Origin of the sequence: Streptomyces sp. NPDC002463 (assembly GCF_042889835.1) — a bacterium.
Lineage (GTDB): Bacteria > Actinomycetota > Actinomycetes > Streptomycetales > Streptomycetaceae > Streptomyces > Streptomyces nymphaeiformis.
The window spans coordinates 652,764-670,868 of record NZ_JBIARL010000001.1 but is presented as its reverse complement, the minus strand read 5'-3'; the positions used below and the strand labels follow the sequence as shown (position 1 = coordinate 670,868).

14 protein-coding genes are annotated in these 18,105 nt (G+C 72.9%); 8 read left to right on the top strand and 6 right to left on the bottom strand.

The window, feature by feature from the left end; all coding sequences use genetic code 11:
- Window positions 1–212: 212 nt before the first annotated feature.
- Together ACFYX3_RS03030 and ACFYX3_RS03025 are read right to left on the bottom strand one after the other, a co-directional pair.
- Window positions 213–986 carry an SDR family NAD(P)-dependent oxidoreductase gene (locus ACFYX3_RS03030; protein ID WP_388771383.1) on the bottom strand — a complete coding sequence of 258 codons (774 nt, stop codon included), beginning with the start codon at window positions 984–986 and terminating at the stop codon, window positions 213–215.
- A gap of 61 nt (window positions 987–1,047) precedes the next feature.
- Window positions 1,048–1,722: an MOSC domain-containing protein gene (locus tag ACFYX3_RS03025; protein ID WP_389007463.1), complete on the bottom strand. Its 675-nt coding sequence runs from the start codon at window positions 1,720–1,722 to the stop codon at window positions 1,048–1,050.
- A gap of 80 nt (window positions 1,723–1,802) precedes the next feature.
- Here ACFYX3_RS03025 and ACFYX3_RS03020 point away from each other — a divergent pair, with 80 nt between their 5' ends.
- Window positions 1,803–2,696 carry a LysR family transcriptional regulator gene (locus tag ACFYX3_RS03020; RefSeq protein WP_376591562.1) on the top strand — a complete coding sequence of 298 codons (894 nt, stop codon included), beginning with the start codon at window positions 1,803–1,805 and terminating at the stop codon, window positions 2,694–2,696.
- 93 nt (window positions 2,697–2,789) lie between these two features.
- Here ACFYX3_RS03020 and ACFYX3_RS03015 read toward each other — a convergent pair whose 3' ends face one another.
- Entirely contained in the window at window positions 2,790–3,137 is a 348-nt protein-coding gene (locus tag ACFYX3_RS03015; protein WP_352023917.1) for a WhiB family transcriptional regulator, read from the bottom strand.
- A 441-nt stretch (window positions 3,138–3,578) separates the two neighbouring features.
- On the opposite strand from ACFYX3_RS03015, the gene ACFYX3_RS03010 reads away from it, so the two are divergent.
- The 4 genes from ACFYX3_RS03010 to ACFYX3_RS02995 all read left to right on the top strand — a co-directional run bounded on the left by ACFYX3_RS03010 (window position 3,579) and on the right by ACFYX3_RS02995 (window position 7,941).
- The gene (locus ACFYX3_RS03010; RefSeq protein ID WP_003948568.1) at window positions 3,579–4,190 is read left to right on the top strand and encodes a response regulator transcription factor; all 612 of its coding nucleotides are present in this window, start codon (window positions 3,579–3,581) and stop codon (window positions 4,188–4,190) included.
- 243 nt (window positions 4,191–4,433) lie between these two features.
- Window positions 4,434–5,036, top strand: coding sequence for a sigma-70 family RNA polymerase sigma factor (locus ACFYX3_RS03005; protein ID WP_030211429.1), 603 nt, complete (start codon window positions 4,434–4,436; stop codon window positions 5,034–5,036).
- A 172-nt stretch (window positions 5,037–5,208) separates the two neighbouring features.
- Window positions 5,209–6,711 carry an IMP dehydrogenase gene (guaB, locus tag ACFYX3_RS03000; protein ID WP_376591567.1) on the top strand — a complete coding sequence of 501 codons (1,503 nt, stop codon included), beginning with the start codon at window positions 5,209–5,211 and terminating at the stop codon, window positions 6,709–6,711.
- 105 nt (window positions 6,712–6,816) lie between these two features.
- Complete coding sequence (locus ACFYX3_RS02995; protein ID WP_086828596.1) at window positions 6,817–7,941, top strand: GuaB3 family IMP dehydrogenase-related protein; 1,125 nt, start codon at window positions 6,817–6,819, stop codon at window positions 7,939–7,941.
- A gap of 68 nt (window positions 7,942–8,009) precedes the next feature.
- Here ACFYX3_RS02995 and ACFYX3_RS02990 read toward each other — a convergent pair whose 3' ends face one another.
- The 3 genes from ACFYX3_RS02990 to ACFYX3_RS02980 all read right to left on the bottom strand — a co-directional run bounded on the left by ACFYX3_RS02990 (window position 8,010) and on the right by ACFYX3_RS02980 (window position 10,163).
- Window positions 8,010–8,501 carry a hypothetical protein gene (locus ACFYX3_RS02990; protein WP_389007458.1) on the bottom strand — a complete coding sequence of 164 codons (492 nt, stop codon included), beginning with the start codon at window positions 8,499–8,501 and terminating at the stop codon, window positions 8,010–8,012.
- Between the two features lie 48 nt (window positions 8,502–8,549).
- The gene (locus tag ACFYX3_RS02985; protein ID WP_389007456.1) at window positions 8,550–8,816 is read right to left on the bottom strand and encodes a hypothetical protein; all 267 of its coding nucleotides are present in this window, start codon (window positions 8,814–8,816) and stop codon (window positions 8,550–8,552) included.
- A gap of 105 nt (window positions 8,817–8,921) precedes the next feature.
- Window positions 8,922–10,163 carry a nucleotide sugar dehydrogenase gene (locus tag ACFYX3_RS02980; protein ID WP_382655093.1) on the bottom strand — a complete coding sequence of 414 codons (1,242 nt, stop codon included), beginning with the start codon at window positions 10,161–10,163 and terminating at the stop codon, window positions 8,922–8,924.
- Window positions 10,164–10,439: 276 nt separating this feature from the next.
- Here ACFYX3_RS02980 and ACFYX3_RS02975 point away from each other — a divergent pair, with 276 nt between their 5' ends.
- From ACFYX3_RS02975 to ACFYX3_RS02965, 3 genes are all read left to right on the top strand, one after another.
- On the top strand, window positions 10,440–12,176 hold the full coding sequence (locus ACFYX3_RS02975) for a glycerol-3-phosphate dehydrogenase/oxidase (RefSeq protein ID WP_389007454.1): 1,737 nt from the start codon (window positions 10,440–10,442) through the stop codon (window positions 12,174–12,176).
- Window positions 12,177–12,388: 212 nt separating this feature from the next.
- Window positions 12,389–14,785: a protein kinase gene (locus ACFYX3_RS02970; RefSeq protein WP_389007451.1), complete on the top strand. Its 2,397-nt coding sequence runs from the start codon at window positions 12,389–12,391 to the stop codon at window positions 14,783–14,785.
- 159 nt (window positions 14,786–14,944) lie between these two features.
- The gene (locus ACFYX3_RS02965) at window positions 14,945–18,007 is read left to right on the top strand and encodes a protein kinase (protein ID WP_389007449.1); all 3,063 of its coding nucleotides are present in this window, start codon (window positions 14,945–14,947) and stop codon (window positions 18,005–18,007) included.
- Window positions 18,008–18,105 lie beyond the last annotated feature (98 nt).

Genomic DNA, 18,105 nt, shown 5'->3' with positions numbered 1-18,105 from the left:
TCTTCTCCGTTCGCGGGGGAGAGCACTCCAAAACAACACCTTCGTGAACCGCCCCGCACCCCGACCTGCGGCTCGCCGCCGGCTCCCCCGCCCTGTCCGCCGGCACGCTCATCGCGGACAACGGCGGCAGGGACTGGTTCGGAAACGCCGTGTCGGCGACGGCGGCTCCGACGATCGGGGCGTACGAAGGAGAAGGGGGGCCTGAACCAGGGCTACTGCGGACCGTACTTGCGGCCCGCCTTGGAGGAGACCCCGCCGAGCAGGCCGCGCGGCGCCAGCTTCACCACGCCCATGAGGGCCTTGTAGCGGGGGTCGGGGATCGACAGGGTCCGCCCCCGCTCCAGGTCGGTGAGCGCCGCCGCCACCAGCTTGTCCGCGTCGAGCCACATCCAGCCCGGGATGTTGTCCGTGCCCATCCCGGCCCGCTCGTGGAACTCGGTCCGTACGAAGCCGGGGCAGAGCGCCATCAGACGCACCCCGCTGCCCGCGAGGTCCCGCGCCGCGCCCTGGGTGAACTGCACGACCCAGGCCTTCGAGGCGCCGTAGGTGCCGCGGGGCAGGAAGGCCGCCACCGAGGCGACGTTCACGACGGCGCCCCGGCGGCGGCCCTTCATCGAGGTGACCGCCGCCGAGGTCAGCCGCAGCACCGCCTCGCAGTGCACCGTCAGCATCTTCAGCTCGTCGGCCATGGAGACTTCGAGGAAACGGCCCTTGTTGCCGAAGCCCGCGTTGTTCACCAGCATGTCCACCGGCTGCTTCGGGTCCGAGAGCCGGGCCTCGACGGCGGCGATGCCCTTCTCCTCGGAGAGGTCCGCCGCCAGCACCTCGGCCTCGACGCCGTGCCGGTCGTGCAGTTCGGTCGCCTGCTCGCGCAGCCGCTTCACGTCCCTGGCCACGAGCACGACGTCGTGGCCGTCCGCCGCCAGTCTCCGTGCGAAGGCGGCCCCGATGCCCGCGGTGGCGCCCGTAATCAGTGCAGTCGTCATACGGGCAACCTAATGCCTGTCCTCCGGACCCGGCCGGGCTCCCGGGCGCCCACTCCCGCCGCTACGACGAGGCGTACTTCTCCTTGTACCGGCGGGCGAGCGCGAGGAGCCCCGACTCCATCCACTCGGCGGCGGCCAACATGGCGGGCAGCTGGTCGCGTTCGGTGGTCGCGGCGCGGTGCAGGCGCGCCACGGTGATGGCGTGGTCCGGCCGGTGCAGCACGGTGATCGGGTCGCCGGCCTTCACCTCGCCCGGCACGATCACCCGCAGCAGCGCGCCGGGGCCGGCCTCCGACTGCGTGAACCGCTTCACCCAGCCCTTCTCCTCGACGAAGCCGGCGAACGTACGGCACGGGACGCGGCCGCCGGTCACCTCCAGGACCACCTCCTCGCCGATCCGCCACCGCTCGCCGATCAGCGCCCCGTTCACGTCGAGGCCCCGCGTGGTGAGGTTCTCGCCGAAGGAGCCGTTGGCCAGTTCGCGGCCGAGCTCCCGCTCCCACAGGTCCATGTCCTCCCGGGCGAAGGCGTACGCGGCCCGGTCGTTCCCGCCGTGGAAGCGCAGGTCGCAGACCGCGTCCCCGGCGACCCCGCTCGCCCCGACGCCGGGCGCTCCGGGCGCCTCGATCCGTACGGGCCCCTCCACCGGACGCTTGTCGATGCCCGTCATCCCCGAGGCGGCGTCGGTGTACTCCACGGGCTTGGCGCGGCCCACATTCACACTCAGCAAGGTCATGCGGGCACTGTAGGCGGGGCGATCTCAAAGGCGCACGTGAGAACGGGCTGCTTCACCCAAGAGTCGCTTATGCTGGACGCATGATCGAGGCCCGCCACCTCCGCGTCCTGCGCGCCGTCGCCGCCACGGGCTCCTTCTCGGCCGCCGCGCGCGAACTGGGCTGCACCCAGCCCGCCGTCAGCCAGCAGATGAAGGCGCTCGAAGCCTCCGCCGGCACGCCGCTGCTGATCCGTACGGGACGCGAGATGCGCCTCACCCAGGCCGGCGAGGTCCTGGTGCGCCACGCCTCCGGCATCCTCGCCGGGCTCACCGCCGCCGAGGAGGAGGTCGCCGCCATCGCGGGGCTCCGGGCGGGCCGCGTCCGGCTGGTCTCCTTCCCGAGCGGCAGCTCCACGCTCGTACCGACCGCGCTGGCGGCACTGCGGGCCGCGCACCCCGGGACCCGGGTCTCCCTCGTCGAGGCCGAACCGCCGCGCTCGATCGAGATGCTCCGCGAGGGCGACTGCGACATCGCCCTGGCGTTCCGGTACGGGGCCGGGCAGGCCGAGTGGGACGACCTGGTGGTCCGACCGCTCCTCGCCGACCGGCTCGTCGGCCTGGTGCCCGAGGGGCACCGGCTCGCCGACGCCGGGGCGGTCGGCATCGCGGAACTCGCGGACGAGTCCTGGATCGCGGGCTGCCCGCGCTGCCGCCGCCAGCTCGTCGACGTCTGCGAGGAGGCCGGCTTCACGCCCCGCATCGACTTCGCCACCGACGACTACCCGGCCGTGGTGGGCCTGGTGGGCGCCGGTCTGGGCGTCGCCGTCCTGCCGGAACTGGCCATCGAGTCCGTACGGCCCAAGGGCGCGCGGACGGTGGCCGTGGAGCCGGCCGTGGAGCGGGAGATCGTGGCCCTGACGCTGCCGGACCTCGCCCAGGTGCCGGCCGTGGCCGCCACGCTCGACGAGCTGATCCGCGCCGCCACGCGCGCGTAGACACGTGGTCACGTAGCGACGCGACACGTGGTCATGACGCGCGCGCGGGCGCGTGAGTCATTCAGTTCATGTGCACGTTGAGGAAACGTTCCTTCACATACGCTCCACGATGGACGCGGCCGACGCGACCGATGCGGCCGCCGGTGCCGTCGTGACCAGGCGATTGCGCGCGCGTCCCATGAGTTCTTCGCGTTCGTCCTCGGTGAGGCCGCCCCATACGCCGTAGGGCTCCCGCACGGCGAGTGCGTGTGCCGCGCACTCCGCGCGCACCGGGCACCGCATGCAGACCTCTTTCGCCGAGTTCTCACGCGCACTCCGTGCCGCGCCGCGCTCTCCCTCGGGGTGGAAGAACAGGGAGCTGTCGACTCCGCGGCAGGCCGCGAGGAGTTGCCAGTCCCACAGATCGGCGTTGGGTCCGGGAAGGCGGGAGAAATCTGCCATTGCGCTTGTCCCCTTGAAACCGTGTCGAACGGATAGGTGGGCGGGTGGATGGCCGATGGCCGGGCTCCTCGGGTCCCGACAGGTCGGGTGGCGGTCGGGTGGTTACACCTACTGTCGAAGTAGATGTAAATATGACTCATTGCGAATCTAGTCACAGACACTGCGAAAAGGGAAGAAAACCAGCTAAATGGGGCATAGCTTTTGATGTTGGGACGAACGACCTGCGACACTCTCCTCCGCGCACGACTCCTCACGTAGAGTGCCGAAGACGTCGTCCGACCCGTAACTCTTTCGAGTGACCGTCGTTGAGAGTTGCGAGGCGGTTGAAGGAAGAAGCGATCGGGCACATGTCCGAGAGCGTCAACCGCACAGGTGACGATACGTACAGCCCTGGAGGCTCAAGGTGACGCGCAACAGCTGCGAGAGCCGCGGAGGTCAGGCATGACATCCGTCCTCGTCTGCGACGACTCCCCGCTTGCCCGAGAGGCGCTCCGCCGCGCGGTCGCGACCGTGCCCGGCGTCGAGCGCGTGACCACCGCGGCCAACGGCGAGGAAGTCCTCCGCCGCTGGGGCGCGGACCGCTCGGACCTGATTCTGATGGACGTACGCATGCCCGGTCTGGGCGGCGTGGAGACCGTCCGCCGGCTGCTCTCCGCGGACCCCGGCGCCCGCATCATCATGCTCACGGTCGCCGAGGACCTCGACGGCGTCGCGCTCGCGGTCGCCGCGGGTGCCCGTGGCTACCTGCACAAGGACGCCTCGCGCGCCGAACTGCGGGCCACGGTCACGCAGGCCCTCGCCGACCCGACCTGGCGGCTCGCCCCCCGCCGCCTCCGCTCGGCCGAGATGGGCGCCGCGCCCACCCTCACCGCGCGCGAGATCCAGGTCCTCGAAGGCATGAGCCACGGCCGGTCCAACGCGGAGATCGGGCGCGAGCTCTTCCTCTCCGAGGACACGGTCAAGACCCACGCCCGGCGCCTCTTCAAGAAGCTCGGCGCGTCCGACCGGGCGCACGCCGTCGCGCTCGGATTCCGCTGGGGCCTGGTCCGCTGAATCGCAGGTCACCTGCCGTCTCCCCGTCCTCACCCGCGTCCGTCGCGGGGTGGACGGGGTGGGCTTGTGTCACTTCCCCGCGGAATGCCGCATCCTTGAGATGTGGAGTTCCTCGGGGACGAGTCGATCGAGCGGGAGGGGAGGGCGCGGGAGATGAGTGCCGGCGCACCTGCTCATAACGCTTCGGTGCACAACTACGGACGCGGTGCCGCGAACCGAGAGGCGTCGGGGCACCATGGAGCGATGCGCGACGACGAGACCGTGGGTTCCCCCATGCCTGCCGGGCAGGGGGAGATCGGCGCGCTCGTGCACCGCGCGGTCGACGGCGACGCGCAGGCCACCCATGACCTGCTCGCGCGCGTCCATCCGCTCGCCCTGCGGTACTGCCGCACCCGCCTCAACCGGCTGCCCGGCGACGCACGGCACTTCGTCGAGGACCTCGCGCAGGAGGTCTGCGTCGCCGTCCTGATGGCGCTGCCGCGCTACAAGGACACGGGCAGGCCCTTCGAGGCCTTCGTCTTCGCCATCGCCGGGCACAAGGTCGCCGACCTCCAGCGGGCCGCCATGCGGCACCCGGGGTCCACGGCCGTCCCCTCCGACGAGATGCCCGAGCGGCCCGACGACTCCCTCGGTCCCGAGGAGCGGGCCCTGCTCAGCGATGACGCCGAGTGGGCCAAGAAGCTGCTCGCCAACCTCCCGGAGAACCAGCGCGAGCTGCTCGTGCTGCGGGTCGCGGTCGGGCTGACCGCCGAGGAGACCGGGCAGATGCTCGGCATGTCCCCGGGCGCCGTCCGGGTCGCGCAGCACCGCGCCCTCAGCCGGCTCCGGGCGCTGGCCGAGCAGTGACCCGATCTGCGCGCGCCCTGGCCGAGCAGTAAGCCTTGCCGGGCTCGGTCATCCCTTTCGTACACGTGCGAACGTCCAAAGCTTCCCGGTGATCTTGCTCGTGGAATGAGACACCGCTCCAGCCCGTTAGCATGGACATCCCGCACCGATCAAGGCCATTTGGGAAGGTGTCATGACTGCCAACGTCGACGGAGTGCCCGAGAAATTCGCGACACTCGGGCTGACCTACGACGACGTGCTGCTTCTGCCCGGCGCGTCCGACATGGCGCCCGACCAGATCGACACCGCCTCGTACATCTCGAAGAACGTGCGGGTGAACATCCCGCTCCTCTCCGCCGCGATGGACAAGGTCACCGAGTCCCGCATGGCGATCGCCATGGCGCGACAGGGCGGTGTCGGTGTGCTGCACCGCAACCTCTCCATCGCCGACCAGGCCAACCAGGTCGACCTGGTGAAGCGCTCCGAGTCCGGCATGGTCAGCGACCCGATCACGGTCCACCCGGACGCGACGCTCGCCGAGGCCGACGCGATCTGCGCCAAGTTCCGCATCAGCGGCGTCCCGGTGACCGACCCGGCCGGCAGGCTGCTCGGCATCGTCACCAACCGCGACATGGCCTTCGAGTCGGACCGCAGCCGCCAGGTGCGCGAGGTCATGACCCCGATGCCGCTGGTCACCGGCAAGGTCGGCATCTCCGGCGTGGACGCCATGGAGCTGCTGCGCCGCCACAAGATCGAGAAGCTGCCGCTGGTCGACGAGGCGGGCCTCCTCAAGGGCCTCATCACGGTCAAGGACTTCGTCAAGGCCGAGAAGTACCCGAACGCCGCCAAGGACAAGGAAGGCCGGCTGCTCGTCGGCGCCGCCGTCGGTGTCGCCGGTGACGCGTACGAGCGCGCCCAGGCCCTGATCGAGGCGGGCGTCGACTTCATCGTCGTCGACACCGCGCACGGCCACTCCCGCCTGGTCGGCGACATGGTCGCCAAGATCAAGTCGAACTCCTCGGTCGACGTCATCGGCGGAAACGTCGCCACCCGCGACGGCGCCCAGGCGCTGATCGACGCCGGTGTCGACGGCATCAAGGTCGGTGTCGGCCCGGGCTCCATCTGCACCACCCGCGTGGTCGCCGGCATCGGCGTCCCGCAGGTCACCGCGATCTACGAGGCCTCCCTCGCCGCCAAGGCGGCCGGCGTCCCGGTCATCGGTGACGGCGGTCTGCAGTACTCCGGCGACATCGCGAAGGCCCTCGTCGCCGGCGCCGACACGGTGATGCTCGGCTCGCTGCTCGCGGGCTGCGAGGAGTCCCCGGGCGAGCTGCTCTTCATCAACGGCAAGCAGTTCAAGTCGTACCGCGGCATGGGCTCGCTCGGCGCCATGCAGTCCCGCGGCGAGCAGCGCTCCTTCTCCAAGGACCGCTACTTCCAGGAGGGCGTCGCCTCCGACGAGAAGCTCGTCCCCGAGGGCATCGAGGGCCAGGTGCCCTACCGCGGCCCGCTCGCGGCCGTCGTCCACCAGCTGGTGGGCGGTCTGCGCCAGTCGATGTTCTACGTCGGCGGGCGCACGGTGCCGGAGCTCCAGGCGAACGGCCGCTTCGTCCGGATCACCTCGGCGGGCCTCAAGGAGAGCCACCCGCACGACATCCAGATGACGGTCGAGGCGCCGAACTACAGCAGGAAGTAACGCAGCGCGACCGTGGGGGCGGTTCCGGCATGTGGCCGGAGCCGCCCCTCACGCTTGTGTCGGGGATACTGGTAGGCGCAGACGTAGAGGGAAAGGCCACACATCGTGACTGAGATCGAGATCGGGCGCGGCAAGCGCGGCCGCAGGGCGTACGCGTTCGACGACATCGCCGTCGTCCCGAGCCGGCGCACCCGGGACCCGAAGGAGGTCTCGATCGCCTGGCAGATCGACGCCTACCGCTTCGAGCTGCCGTTCCTGGCCGCCCCGATGGACTCGGTCGTCTCGCCGCAGACCGCCATCCGGATCGGCGAGCTGGGCGGCCTGGGCGTCCTGAACCTGGAGGGTCTCTGGACCCGGTACGAGGACCCGCAGCCGCTCCTCGACGAGATCGCCGAGCTGGACGAGGCGACCGCGACGCGCCGTCTGCAGGAGATCTACGCCGCCCCGATCAAGGAAGAGCTGATCGGGCAGCGCATCAAGGAGGTGCGCGACTCCGGTGTCGTCACCGCCGCCGCGCTCTCCCCGCAGCGCACCGCCCAGTTCTCGAAGGCCGTCGTCGACGCCGGCGTGGACATCTTCGTCATCCGCGGCACGACGGTCTCCGCCGAGCACGTCTCGGGCGCGGCCGAGCCGCTGAACCTGAAGCAGTTCATCTACGAGCTCGACGTCCCGGTCATCGTCGGCGGCTGCGCCACGTACACCGCGGCCCTGCACCTGATGCGCACCGGCGCGGCCGGTGTCCTGGTCGGCTTCGGCGGCGGCGCCGCGCACACCACCCGTAACGTCCTGGGCATCCAGGTCCCGATGGCGACCGCGGTCGCCGACGTGGCCGCGGCCCGCCGCGACTACATGGACGAGTCCGGCGGCCGGTACGTGCACGTCATCGCCGACGGCGGCGTGGGCTGGTCCGGCGACCTCCCGAAGGCCATCGCCTGCGGCGCCGACGCCGTCATGATGGGCTCCCCGCTGGCCCGCGCCACGGACGCGCCCGGCAAGGGCCACCACTGGGGCATGGAGGCCGTCCACGAGGACGTGCCGCGCGGCAAGCTGGTCGACCTGGGCATCGTCGGCACCACCGAGGAGATCCTCGCGGGCCCGTCGCACATCCCGGACGGCTCGATGAACTTCTTCGGCGCCCTGCGCCGCGCGATGGCCACCACGGGCTACAGCGAGCTCAAGGAGTTCCAGCGCGTCGAGGTCACGGTCGCGGACGCGCAGCACAAGCGCTGACCTTCCGTCCGTACGCCGAGGGGCCCCGCACCGGGTGGTGCGGGGCCCCTCGGCGTACGGGGCGGGCGCTATCCGGCGGCCTTCCTGGCGCCGGAGAACCCGGCGAAGGCGGCGAGGGCGAAGAACAGGAACGTGATCGGGTCCAGGTCTTCCTTCCACGCGGACGTGAGCAGGTCGAAGTGATCGAAGAAGAGCTCGGTGGCGGAGACGTTCAGCGCCGTGGCGCCCAGAACCGCGAGGCTGATCAACTGGCCGAGGTAGACCGCGCCGAGCGAGAGCACGCCGCCGGCCACGGGCAGCACCGGGTTGCTGCCGCCGGTCTTGCCGGCCGCGAAGCCGACGAGGAACCCGACGCCCACGGCGAACCAGCCGATCTCCCGCCCGACGGCCCCGGAGACGCCGCCATAGGCGACCGCGGCGACGATCGCCGCGACCAGGGCGGCCACCAGGCCGAGCGCCAGGTTGTCGCGGGCGGGCGCCGACGGCGGGGCCACCGGGTACTGCTGGGGCGCGGCACCGTCGGCGAACGGGTTTCCGGGCGGCGGAACAGGCTGAGACATGTGGTGATCCCCCCAGGGAACAGAGAAGTGCGGTCGGCGTGAACGGTGTCAGCCGAGGAGCGCCGCGGTCAGCGGCGCGAGGATCATCCCGAACCCGAGCAGGGCCAGTGCCCCGCCGACCACGCGGAAGCCGGTGGCGGTGAGGATCCGGCCGTGCGGGCCGAGGTGTCCGGCGGCCTGGGCGCGCAGGTCGAGGTTGCGCAGGTGCCACCGTTCCAGGCGGACTGCGGAGTCCTTCACGTTGAGCGCGACCCAGAGGCCGCAGACTCCTCCGGTCAGGAAGAACGTGAGGAGCAGGAGGATGACGACGAACACGAAGGGGCCCCCGGGACGGTGCGCGCGGGAAGAGTGCGCGCGGTGGTCCCGGAGGCTAGCAGCCGCATATGACGCCGGTACAGGGAATTCCGGCCGGGGCCGTCCTCACAACCGGTGGGCGGCTCCGGCGGGCGTCGCGCCGCGGGTGTCCAGGAGGAGTTGGGCCTTCACCGAGAGGCCCTGGAGGTCGTACGTGCGGTGGTGCTGGAGCAGGACCGTGAGGTCGGCGTGGGCGGCCGCCTCGTAGAGCGAGTCCGCGCGGGGGACGGGCAGCTCGCGGACGCGCCAGTCGGGGACGTGCGGGTCGTGGTAGCTGACGGCCGCGCCCAGGTCCATCAGGCGGCGGGCGATCTCGTCGGCGGGGGAGCCCTGCCGGTCGGGGAGGTCGGGCTTGTAGGTGATGCCGAGCAGCAGGATCCGGGCGCCGCGGGCCGACTTGCCGTGCTCGTTGAGGAGGGTCGCGGCGCGCTGGACGACGTACTGCGGCATGCGCTCGTTGACCTGGCCGGCGAGCTCGACGAGGCGCAGCGGGCGGTGGGCGCCGACCGTGTCGACGGGGACGCCGTGGCCGCCGACGCCGGGTCCCGGGCGGAAGGCCTGGAAGCCGAAGGGCTTGGTCTCGGCGCAGCGGATGACGTCCCACAGGTCGACGCCGAGTTCGTGGCAGAGGACCGCCATCTCGTTGACGAGGGCGATGTTGACGTGCCGGAAGTTGGTCTCCAGGAGCTTGACCGTCTCCGCCTCGCGGGGGCCACGCGCGCGTACCACCTTGTCGGTGAGCCGGCCGTAGAAGGCGGCCGCGGACTCGGTGCAGGCCGGGGTGAGGCCGCCGATGACCTTGGGGGTGCCGACGTAGCCGTGGGTGCGGCTGCCGGGGTCGAGGCGGCCGGGCGAGTACGCCAGGTGGAAGTCGCGGCCGGCGCGCAGGCCGGAGCCGGACTCCAGGACCTCGCGGAGGAGGCCCTCGGTGGTGCCCGGGGGGACCGGGGACTCCAGGAGGACGGTGGTGTGGGGGCGCAGCCGGGCGGCGAGCGCGCGGGCGGCGTCGGTGACGGCGGTGAGGTCGAGGGTCCGGTCGGGGCCGAGGGAGGTCGGGGCGCAGAGGACGGCGGTGCGGACCCGGCCGAGCTCGGCGGGGTCGGTGGTCGGCCGGAAGCCCCCCGCGAGCATCCGGCGGATCTCGGGGACGGTGAGCGAGCCGTCGACCGGGGAGCGCCCGGCGGCGAGTTCGACGACGGGGCGCGGGTCGGTGTCGTAGCCGATGGTGTCGATGCCTGCGGCGGTGGCGGCCTGGGCCAGGGGGAGTCCGTGGTGGCCGAGGCCGATGACGGCGAGATCAGCGGGCATGGGGGGTGGGCCGTCCTTCCCGGTAGCCGGAGGTGACGCGACGCGCAAGCCCGGTGGACAGAACGGGTCGAGCGCAATGTCAGACTAGGCGTAAATATGACCGAGATGCGGCATTGTGTGCCCGAAGGTCGCCGAGTGTTATCCACAGGTCAGCGGCGAGGCGGTGGCTGAAGTCGCGGGGGCGGGCCAGAATCGAGCTGTGAGCCGGACCACACGGGCCCGGTTCACGGCTCGATGTTCGCGGCGTGATCTGGGGGATGACGGGAGGCAAGCAGCGTGAGGACAGCGACACTGGGACCCGCCGAGCGCGCCGAGGCGCTCGCGGCCATGGCCGAGCGAGAGCTGGACGTGCTGGTCGTCGGCGCCGGAGTGGTCGGCGCCGGAACCGCCCTCGACGCCGTCACGAGAGGGCTCTCCACCGGCATCGTCGAGGCCCGCGACTGGGCCTCGGGCACCTCCAGCAGGTCCAGCAAGCTCATCCACGGCGGCCTGCGCTACCTGGAGATGCTGGACTTCGCCCTCGTACGGGAGGCCCTCAAGGAGCGCGGACTGCTCCTGGAGCGACTCGCACCCCACCTGGTGAAGCCGGTCCCCTTCCTCTACCCGCTCCAGCACAAGGGCTGGGAGCGGTTCTACGCCGGCTCGGGCGTCGCGCTGTACGACGCGATGTCGCTCTCCTCCGGACACGGCCGGGGACTCCCCGTCCATCGCCACCTCTCCCGGCGCAACGCCCTGCGCGTCGCACCCTGCCTGAAGAAGGACGCCCTCGTCGGCGCCCTGCAGTACTACGACGCCCAGATGGACGACGCCCGCTTCGTCACCACCCTCGTGCGCACCGCCGCCTCCTACGGCGCCAGGGCCGCCAGCCGGGCCCGCGTCGTCGGCTTCCTCCGCGAGGGCGAGCGGGTCGTCGGCGCCCGCGTCCAGGACGTCGAGGCCGGGCAGGCGTACGAGATCAGGGCCAAGCAGATCGTCAACGCCACCGGCGTGTGGACCGACGACACCCAGGCCCTCATCGGGGAGCGCGGCCAGTTCCACGTCCGCGCCTCCAAGGGCATCCACCTCGTCGTGCCCAAGGACCGCATCCACTCGACCACCGGACTGATCCTGCGCACCGAGAAGTCCGTCCTCTTCGTCATCCCCTGGGGCCGGCACTGGATCGTCGGCACCACCGACACCGACTGGGACCTCGACAAGGCGCACCCCGCAGCCTCCAGCGCCGACATCGACTACCTCCTGGAGCACGTGAACACCGTCCTCGCCACCCCGCTCACCCGGGACGACGTCCAGGGCGTCTACGCCGGCCTGCGCCCGCTCCTCGCCGGCGAGTCGGACGCCACCAGCAAGCTCTCCCGCGAGCACACCGTCGCCCACCCGGTCCCCGGCCTCGTGGTCGTCGCCGGAGGCAAGTACACGACGTACCGCGTGATGGCGAAGGACGCCGTCGACGAGGCGGTGCACGGCCTCGGTCCTGGGGTATCCCCTGCACGAAGTGCTTGGGGAAGCGTCGCCCCCTGCGTCACCGAGGACACCCCGCTCCTCGGCGCCGAGGGCTACCGCGCCCTGTGGAACGCGCGGGCGAGAATCGCCGCCAGGACCGGGCTGCACGTCGTCCGGGTCGAGCATCTCCTCAACCGTTACGGCTCCCTGACGGATGAGATCCTCGACCTCGTCGCGGCCGACCCCAGCCTCGGCGAACCGCTCGCGGCGGCCGAGGACTACCTGCGCGCCGAGATCGTCTACGCCGCCTCGCACGAGGGCGCGCGCCACCTCGACGACGTCCTCACCCGGCGGACCAGGATCTCCATCGAGACCTTCGACCGGGGCACGCTCAGCGCCCGCGAATGCGCGGAACTGATGGCACCGGTCCTCGGCTGGGACGAGCGCCAGATCGAGAAGGAGGTCGAGCACTACGAGAAGCGGGTGGAGGCCGAGAGGGAGTCGCAGCGGCAGCCCGACGACCTGACGGCGGACGCCGCGCGGCTCGGCGCGCCGGACATCGTGCCCATCTGACGAGACGTCCGCGGGCCGCCGTGCAGGGGGTCCGAAGGGTCCGTGTCCGGTGGGAACCTGCGGGGTGCCCGGAGGCGTCGTATCCCGGAGTGCGGACCCGGGGGCGCCACCCGCCCCGAGGTGAGGGACAATGGCCTCTCTTCCAGGGCGGGTTACCGCATCGCGCGGGAAGCGGCAGACGCGGCGAAGATCAGGGATCGCAGAGGGGACGCATGTCGGAGGCGGAGCAGTCGCGGGACAAGGCGAGGGACCCCAGGCGGGACGCCGCCGCGGGGGCCGCGACCGACGGCGACCGAGGAGCGGTTCCGGCCGCGCGCAAGCCGGAGCGGAACGCAGAGGACGCGCAGGTCAGCGGGGGTGCACAGGACCCTCGGGACGGGCGTGAGCCGAAGCGGGACGCGGGAGACGGGAAGCCTGCGGAGGCCGTGGGGCTCGGGAGGTCCGCGGAGTCCGCGGGGTCCTCTCAGGGTGCCGGGGACCCGGTCCGCGGCGAGTCCGCCGGGGACGTGAAGGACCCTCAGGACGCACCGTCCGGCCGGGCGACGGGCACGGGCGGGACCGGTGCGGGCGACGCCGTCGCCGCCGGGCGGCTGCGCGGCACCGAGCCGTCGACCGGACGCGCCGGATTCGGCGCCGGGGACGGCGACGGCGAGAGCGACCGCCGGACCGGCCCCACCACGCGCGGCGGCGACAGGCTCCGCAAGGAACCGGCCGGCGAGGGACGGCTGCTCGCCGGCCGCTACCGGCTCGGCGCGGTCCTCGGCCGCGGCGGCATGGGCACCGTCTGGCGCGCCGTCGACGAGACCCTCGGCCGTACCGTCGCCGTCAAGGAGCTCCGCTTCCCGACGAGCATCGACGAGGACGAGAAGCGACGCCTCATCACCCGGACCCTGCGCGAGGCCAAGGCCATCGCCCGGATCCGCAACAACGGCGCCGTCACCGTGTACGACGTCGTCGACGAGGACGACCGCCCGTGGATCGTCATGGAGCTCATCGAGGGCAAGTCCCTCGCCGACGCCGTCCGCGAGGACGGCACCCTCACGCCCCGGCGCGCCGCCGAGGTCGGCCTCGCCATCCTCGACGTGCTGCGTTCGGCGCACCGCGAGGGCATCCTGCACCGCGACGTGAAGCCGTCCAACGTGCTGATCGCCGAGGACGGCCGCGTCGTCCTCACCGACTTCGGCATCGCCCAGGTGGAGGGCGACCCCTCGATCACCTCCACCGGCATGCTCGTCGGCGCCCCCTCGTACATCTCCCCGGAGCGCGCCCGCGGCCACAAGCCCGGACCGGCCGCCGACATGTGGTCGCTCGGCGGTCTCATCTACGCGGCGGTCGAGGGAAACCCGCCATACGACAAGGGCTCGGCCATCGCCACCCTCACGGCCGTCATGACCGAGCCGGTCGACCCGCCGAAGAACGCCGGCCCCGAGCTGGAGAAGGTCATCTACGGCCTGCTCGCCAAGGACCCGGCACAGCGGCTCGACGACGCCGGCGCCCGGGTCCTGCTGCGGGCCGTGCTCGACGCGCCCGAGCCGGCACCCGCGGCCTCGCCCGAGGCCACCACCGTCATCCCGCTCCCGCCGCGCCCCGAGCAGACCGCGGTGGTTCCGGCGACCCCGGCGGCCGACAAGGGGCCCGACGCGGCCGCCGAGCGGATGCGGGGCGCACTGAAGTCCGTACGGAACGCGGCGGCGTCCGTGAAGGCCGAGCCGACTCCGGCGGCCGCCCCGAGGCTCGCGACCGAGCCGCTGCGGGGCGGCGGCAAGCCCACCCCGGCCCGCGCGCCGCTGACCGACGTCGTGCCGCGCCGCACCCTGGTGATCATCGCCGCGGTCGCCGTCCTCGCCGTGCTCGGGACGATCCTCGCGGTCTCCCTCGGCGGCGGGGGCGACGAGGGCAACCAGGGCAAGGGTGGTGACGGCACCACGGCCTCCGCCGGCGCCTCGACCGGAGGCGCGGACGGCTCCGGCGGCTCCGGTTCCGGCGGCGCCCAGGGCCAGTCCTCGGGCGGCCCCGGCCAGCAGGGCGGCGTGCAGCCCGGCGACAACGGCAGCACGGGGGCGACCGGTGCCGACGGCACGACCGGGTCCACCGACGGGCAGCACGGCACCACACCCTCCGACAAGCCCGACGGCGACGCCGGCAAGCAGCTGCCCGCCGGCTACACCGTCGTCACCAACGGCCCGCTGCACTTCTCGATGGCGATGCCCGCGTCCTTCAAGCAGCGCTCGATCCCGGGCTACTCGCTCGGCGCGATCTTCAGCGAGAGCGGCGGCTTCCCGCGCGTCCAGGTCGACTACAACGGCAGCCCGAAGGACGACGCGGCGAGCGCCTGGGAGCTCGCCCGGTACGGCGTGGCCGCCACCAGCCAGGACTACAAGCACCTCGGCATAAGGACGGTCTCCTACAAGGGCTACCCGACCGTCGCCGACTGGGAGTTCGAGCGCACCCAGAAGGGCATCCGCGTCCACGTCCTCAACCGCGGCTTCAAGGTGGACGCCACGCACGGCTACTCCATCATGGTCAGCTGCGCGACGGACGAGTGGAACGGCGCCGAGTGCAAGACGCTGCGGGAGACGGCGTTCGCCACGTTCAGCCCCAAGGACTGACCGGTGGCACGTATCGTGAGGTTCACGGACCGAAAGCAGCCGAACAGAGCCGTCAACTGCGCGGTGCCGGACCGGAACTGACAGCGAACTCGCGTGATCCCGCCCGATCCCGAGGGATCCGCGGGCCACGGGGGACAGCGTGCGCGCGGGGGAGGCGTCGTGGACGACTACGCGGGAAGGGTGCTCGCCGACCGCTACCGCCTTCCGCTGCCACCGGCGGACGCCGACGCGTACGACCCGGTGGAGACGCGCGCGTTCGACACGTACAGCGGGCAGGAGGTCCTGGTCCGCCAGGTGCCGCTGCCGGAGTTCGTCGACGCCGAGGTGCTCGACGACGGGCAGGGCGGTCCCGCCGACCCCTACGGCGGAGCCGCGGGGCAGGCCACCCGCCGGCCGGCCGAGCCCGTCGTCCGCCGGGCGATCGAGGCGGCCCAGGCCGCCGCGCAGATCCCCGACCATCCGCTCCTCGACCAGGTCTTCGACGTCTTCGCGGAGGCCGGCTCGCTGTGGATAGTGAGCGAGCGCGTCGCCGCCAGACCGCTGGCCGCGCTCCTCGCCGAGCGGCCCCTGAACCCGTACCGCGCCGCCGAGATAGGCGCCGACGTCCTCACCGCCCTGCGGGTGCTCCACGCGCACGGCTGGGTGCACCGGAACATCACCGCCAGGACCGTGCTCGTCTGCGACGACGGCCGCGTGGTCCTCACCGGCCTCGCGGCCGGCGCGGCCGAGGAGGCCCTCTGCGGCTACGCCCCGGTCCCGGCACCGGAGGACGGGTTCGCGGCGCCGGCTCCGGCCGCCGAGCCGGAGGAGCTTGAGCAGGGGGATGACGGGGCTGACCCGTACGGGGCGGAGGGGCACGGCTCCGAGGGGTACGGGGCGGAGACCTACGAGGTCGACGCGTACGGCTCCGAGGGGTACGGCTCCGAGACCTACGGGGACGGCGGGTACGGCTCCGAGGAGTACGAGGACGGCGCGTACGGCTCCCAGGGGTACGAGGACGGCGCGTACGGCTCCCAGGGGTACGAGGACGGCGCGTACGGTTCTGCGGCCCACGAGGTCGAGGAGTACGCCTCCGAGGAGTACGCCCCTGAGGAGTACGCCTCCGAGGCCTACGAGGTCGAGGTGTACGAGGAGGTCGGCGAGGGCGAGGAGGACGGCGGGTCCGGCGGCGAGCCGCACCCGGACGCCACCGGGCCCGGCCCCTACGGCCCCCCCGCCCCCGACTCCTACGGAGCCGACCCCTACGGAGCCGACCCCTACGGGCGGGCCACGCCGGCCCCCGCCGAGACACAGCCCGTGCCCGTGCCGCCCACCGCCGACGTGCGGGCCGCGCGGGCCGGGGCCATCGCCGCGTACCGCGCCGGAGCGCGAGCCGCCGCAGCGCTCGGCGAGACCGGGTCGCTCCCCGCCCAGCGCCCCGCACCGCCGGACACGCCCGCACCGCCCCCGCCGCCGACCGCGCAGGCGGCCGGCGCGCCCGAGCCGCAGTGGTGGGCGCGGGTGGCCGAGGACGAGGAAGACGAGGACGACGGCGACGAGCCGTACGGCGGTCCGCAGGCCGGCCCGCCGCCGCGCGTCATGCTGGCCGGCAGCTGGAGCGACGGCCCGCACGCCTCGCGGGACGGCTCGGGGCCGATCCCGGCCGGTGGCGGCAGCGTGTTGCCCGGTTCGGGCCGCCCGGCCCTGCCCGCCGGGTACACCGCGGCGGCCCCGGACCCCGCGCGCCTCCCGGTCCCCGTCGGTGCCCGCGACGAGGCGCCGGTCGCGATCCCGGCGCAGGCGCACCGCGGCCCGACGACGCGGCTCGCCGCCGAGCGGGCCCGCCAGACCAGGATCGCGGTCGTCGGTGCCGTGACCGAGCGCTGGGCGCCCGAGCAGGCCGGCCCCGTGCACGAGAACTGGCGCCTCGCCCCGCCGATCGGCCCCGCGACCGACCTGTGGGCGCTCGGCGCGCTGCTCTACCGGGCCGTCCAGGGCCATGCCCCGTACCCCGAGGACAGCGCGGCCGAGCTGGTGCAGCTGGTCTGCGCGGAGCCGCCGGCCTTCGCCGAGGAGTGCGGGCCCCTGCGCCCGGTCGTGGAGTCCCTGCTGCGTCAGGACCCGACCGAGCGGCCGGACTTCGAGGAGCTGCGCGGCTGGCTGCGCTCCCTCGTCCGCTCGGCGCCGGAACCGGACGCCGGGCTCGGAGTCGTACCGCTGCCGTCCTTCGACGAGGCCAGGCTGCCGATCGTGCGTCGGCGCGGTGAGCTGGTGCGCCGGTGGCGCGGGGGAGCGGGGGCGGGCCGGCACCGCCACAAGCGCGGCAAGGACCCGCGCCCCGCGACCCGGCAGGGCCCTGGGCACGGTGAGGAGTACGGCCACGCGCGCGTAGAGCCCGATTACCGCGAGGAGTTCCACGAAGGGTTCCGCGAGGAGTTCCAGGAGGGGATCCGCGAGGAGTACGACGGCGAGATCCCGCAGCGCGCCCCGCGCGCCCCCCGGTCCTCCGCGCGCCCGTCGTCCTCCCGTACGCCCGGCTCCCCGCGCGCCCTGGGCCGCACGCTCCTGCTCCTCGTCCTCCTGCTGCTCGTGGGGGCCGTCGCGTACGCCGTCCTCTTCATGCCCAAGGAGGGCGAGCAGCCCACCGCGCCGACCACGCCCACGACCGCGCCCGCGACGGCGAAGCCGTCCGCCGGACCGACCGCGCAGCCGACGGCGAAGCCGTCCTCGCGGCCGACCGCCGAGCCGGCCACCACCCCGCCCCCCGCCGGCCCTTCGGCCCCCGCGCTCGCCGCCGGGTACGAAGTGCGCCAGGACCCGGAGGGCTTCCGGATCGGGGTCCCGAAGGGGTGGCGGCGCAGCCCGATCAACGACGCCGGGCAAGTGCGCTTCACCGACGGCGGGTTCACGATGATCGTGGTCCCCGGCCGGGACAGCGTCCGGGACGACGGCTCGGACCCGCTGGAGTACCAGAACGTCAAGGAGCGGGAGCTGGAGCCGTATCGCTCGTCCAGCTGGGCGCAGGTGGAGCGGGCGCGCCGGGTGGACATCGGCCGGACACCGACGGCCGAGGGCAGTTACACCTGGCCGGACAGCACGGGCCGCCAGGTCTTCGTGCGCAATCTCGTCGTGATCGACGGCGGCCGGTACCACGTCGTCCAGGTCATCGGCCCGGAGAGCGAGCGCGACAAGGTGTCCGAGGTCTACGAGCAGGCGACGAAGGCGTTCCGCCCGGGACGGTGAGATCCGGGACGGTGAGATCCGGACCGGTGAGATCCGAATGGGTGGGATCCGGGATGCTGATACGAAAGTTCCACCGGCCCCCGGTCACAGTGCTGTTC